Annotated in this window: 1 protein-coding gene; it reads right to left on the minus strand. The window is 68.0% G+C overall.

Annotated elements, in window-relative coordinates; all coding sequences use genetic code 11:
- Positions 1-5: 5 nt before the first annotated feature.
- The coding region (locus MXD62_RS27325; protein WP_248832273.1) for a protein meaA at positions 6-1985 on the minus strand (1980 nt) is incomplete at its 5' end.

Genomic DNA, 1985 nt, shown 5'->3' on the forward strand with positions numbered 1-1985 from the left:
CCGGTTCAGGCACTCGCGAGGCCGTTTGAGGTGCGCACGATGTTCACGATGCCACGCATGATGTCGGTCAGCCCGTAGTCCTTCGGTGTGAAGACGGCCGCAACACCGAGCGTCGCCAGGCGCTCCGCGTCCGCCGGCGGAATAATCCCGCCGACCACGACCGGGACGTCCCCGAGACCAGCCGCACGCAGCCCGTCCAGCACCTCGGGCACCAGGTTCATGTGCGAACCGGAGAGCACGGACAGCCCGACCACGTGAACGTCCTCCTCCACAGCCGCGGCGACGATCTGCGCCGGCGTGAGACGGATCCCCTGATAGACCACCTCAAAGCCCACATCACGGGCCCGCACCGCGATCTGCTCGGCACCGTTGGAATGCCCGTCCAACCCAGGCTTACCCACCAGCAGCCGCGGCCGGCGACCCAACTCACCGGCGGTCACGGTCACCAGGTCACGCACCTCCCCCAGCCCGGCACCCGCGGCGGCAGCCGACGGCGCGGCGGACACCCCGGTCGGCGCCCGGTACTCACCGAACACCTCCCGCAGCACACCCGCCCACTCCCCCGTCGTCACCCCGGCACGAGCACACGCCAGCGTCGCCGGCACCAGGTTGGCGTCGGTCTTCGCCGCCTCACGCAACCCGAGCAGGGCCTCGTCGACAACGGAGGCATCACGGGCGGCCCGCCACGCGGCAACCTGGACCCGGGCCGCCTCCTCACCAGCGGGGTCCACCGTCTGCACGGCCGCGTCCAGATCGGCGAGCAGCGGATTCGGCTCGGTCTCAGTGAACCGGTTCACCCCGACAACAACGTCCTCACCGGACTCGATCCGCGCCCGCCGCGTCGCCTGCGAAGCCACCAACTGGGACTTCATATAGCCGCTCTCCACCGCGGCGACAGCCCCACCCATCGCCTGCACCCGGTCGATCTCCTCGGTCGCGGCAGCGACCAGCTCCTCGACCCGCCGGGCCACCACCACCGAGCCCTCGAACAGATCCGGGTACTCCAACAGATCCGTCTCATAGGCGAGGATCTGCTGGATACGCAGCGACCACTGCTGATCCCACGGACGCGGCAGACCGAGAGCCTCGTTCCACGCCGGCAGCTGCAACGCGCGGCACCGGGCATCCTTCGACAGCGTGACCCCGAGCGCCTCCAACACAATCCGGATCACGTTGTTCTCCGGCTGCGCCTCGGTCAACCCCAGCGAGTTGACCTGCACCCCGTAACGGAACCGGCGCTGCCGCGGATCCGTCACCCCGTACCGAGTCCGCAGCAGATCATCCCACAGGGCGACGAACGCCCGCATCTTGCACATCTCCTCCACGAAACGCACACCCGCGTTCACGAAGAACGACATCCGGGCGCACACCTCGCCCATCCGCTCCGCCGGCACCTGACCGGAAGCGACCACCGCGTCGAGCACCGCGATCACCGTGCACAACGAGTACGCCAACTCCTGCACCGGCGTCGCACCCGCCTCCTGCAGGTGATAACTACAGATGTTGATCGGGTTCCAGCGCGGGATCTCCGTCACCGTGTACGCCACAATGTCCGTGATCAGCCGCAGCGACGGGCCGGGCGGGAACACATACGTCCCCCGCGACAGGTACTCCTTGATGATGTCGTTCTGGGTCGTGCCGGTCAGCTCCTCGGCCGCGACACCCTGCTCCTCCGCCACCACCTGGTACAACGCCAGCAACCACATCGCCGTCGCGTTGATGGTCATCGACGTGTTCATCCGACCCAACGGGATCTGCTCGAACAACGCCCGCATGTCACCGAGATGCGCGACCGGCACGCCCACCTTCCCGACCTCACCACGCGCCAGCACATGATCCGGGTCATACCCCGTCTGCGTCGGCAGATCGAAGGCCACCGACAGACCCGTCTGGCCCTTCGCCAGATTCCGCCGATACAGCGCGTTACTCTCCGCCGGACTCGAATGACCCGCGTAGGTCCGCACGATCCACGGCCGGTCACGCTC

The organism is Frankia sp. Mgl5, from assembly GCF_023242985.1.
Taxonomy (GTDB): Bacteria; Actinomycetota; Actinomycetes; order Frankiales; family Frankiaceae; genus Parafrankia; species Parafrankia soli.